The sequence below is a fragment of the Micromonospora tarensis genome (assembly GCF_016803395.1).
Classification (GTDB): Bacteria; Actinomycetota; Actinomycetes; order Mycobacteriales; family Micromonosporaceae; genus Micromonospora; species Micromonospora tarensis.
This window is the reverse complement of the sequence record NZ_JAEVHL010000476.1, coordinates 1-1,768: the sequence shown is the minus strand read 5'-3', so window position 1 is coordinate 1,768 and position 1,768 is coordinate 1. Positions and strand designations below refer to the sequence as shown.

Genomic DNA, 1,768 nt, shown 5'->3' with positions numbered 1-1,768 from the left:
GCTCGGCCGGCGCGGTCGCCGCCCACTGGGCCGCCGCGTTGCGGGCCGCCTGGGCCGCCTTGCCGACCTCGTCCGCCGTGGCCACCGGCACCGTGCTCACCGGGGACGTCGTCGGCCGGATCACGCACGACCAGTTCGCCGCCGTCGCCGCCCGCGCCCCACACCCCACCCACCAGCTGCGCAACCGTGTACATGCGGCGCTGCATGCCCCGGCCCCGGCGAGGCAAACGCGTTTCGCCCGGTTGCGTGCCGGGTAGGCGGATCGGATGACAACCACCGCCGCGCAGAGCGCGGACGCCGTCATCGTCGGGGCCGGTCACAACGGCCTGGTGGCGGCCAACCTGCTGGCGGACGCCGGCTGGGACGTGGTGGTCCTGGAGGCGACCGCGGTGCCCGGGGGCGCGGTCCGCTCCGCCGAGGTGACCGCGCCCGGTTACCTGAGCGACCTCTACAGCTCGTTCTACCCCCTCGGCTACGCCTCACCGGTGCTGAGCGGCCTCGACCTGGGCCGGTACGGGTTGTCCTGGCGGCACGCGCCGGACGTGCTGGCCCATCTGCTACCGGACGGCCGGGCCGCGGTGATCAACCGGAACCCGGACGTCACGGCCGCCTCGCTGGAGCAGTTCGCGCCCGGTGACGGCAAGCGTTGGCTCAACGCGTACACCGACTGGGCCGAGGTGGCCGAGCCGATGCTGGACGCCATCACCTCACCGTTCCCGCCGGTACGCGGAGGGCTGGGCCTGCTGCGTCGGCTCCGGGTCGCCGGTGCGCTGCGACTGGCGCGGCGCCTGGTCGTGCCGGTCCGCAAACTCGGCGGGGAACTCTTCGACGGGCCCGGTGGGCCGGCGCTGCTGGCCGGTTGCGCCCTGCACACCGACCTCTCCCCGGAGGAGGCCGGCTCCGGCGTGTACGGCTGGCTGCTGGCCATGCTCGGCCAGCAGATCGGCTGGCCGGTGCCCGACGGCGGCGCGCAGCAGATCACCAACGCGCTGGTGGCACGGCTCCAGGCGCGGGGTGGGTCGATCCGCTACGGCGCCCCCGTCGACCGGGTGCTCACCGCCCGAGGTCGGGCGATGGGGGTCCGTACCGTCGGCGGCGCGCTGTGGCGGGCCCGTCGGGCCGTTCTCGCCGACGTGCCGGCGCCGGCGCTCTACCTCGACCTGGTCGGCGCGGCGGCGCTGCCGTCGCGCCTAGTGGAGGACCTGGCGCACTTCCGCTGGGACGGCTCGACGCTGAAGGTGGACTGGGCGCTCTCCGCGCCGGTGCCGTGGACGAACCGGGAGCTGGCCGGCGCCGGCACCGTGCACCTCGGCGCGGACCTGGACGGGCTCACCCACTACGCCAGCAAGTTGGCCCGTGGCCAGTTGCCCCGGGACCCGTTCCTCCTGGTCGGGCAGATGTCGGTGGCCGACCCGAGCCACTCCCCGCCGGGCACCGAGTCGCTCTGGTCCTACACCCACCTGCCGTTTCGCCGGGACTGGCGGGCCGAGGACGTCGCCGGGCATGTGCAGCGGATGGAGGACGTGCTGGAGGCGGCCGCCCCGGGTTTCCGGCAACTGATCGTGGGCCGACACGTGGCCGGGCCCGCCGACCTGGAGAAGGGCAACCCGAGCCTGGTCGGCGGCACCCTCGGCGGCGGGACCGCCGCGGCGTACCAGCAGCTGTTCCTGCGCCCGATTCCTGGCCTGGGCCGGGCGGACACCCCGGTGGACCGGCTCTTCCTGGCCAGCGCGTCGGCGCATCCCGGCGGCGTGTGCACGGCGCACCC

At 75.3% G+C, this 1,768-nt stretch carries 2 pseudogenes; one reads left to right on the top strand and one right to left on the bottom strand.

Annotated elements, in window-relative coordinates:
- Positions 1–194 (bottom strand): annotated as a pseudogene (locus JM949_RS38320) (aldehyde dehydrogenase family protein); the annotation flags it as partial.
- Positions 195–266: 72 nt separating this feature from the next.
- Here JM949_RS38320 and JM949_RS35695 point away from each other — a divergent pair.
- A pseudogene (locus tag JM949_RS35695) lies at positions 267–1,768 on the top strand (phytoene desaturase family protein); the annotation flags it as partial.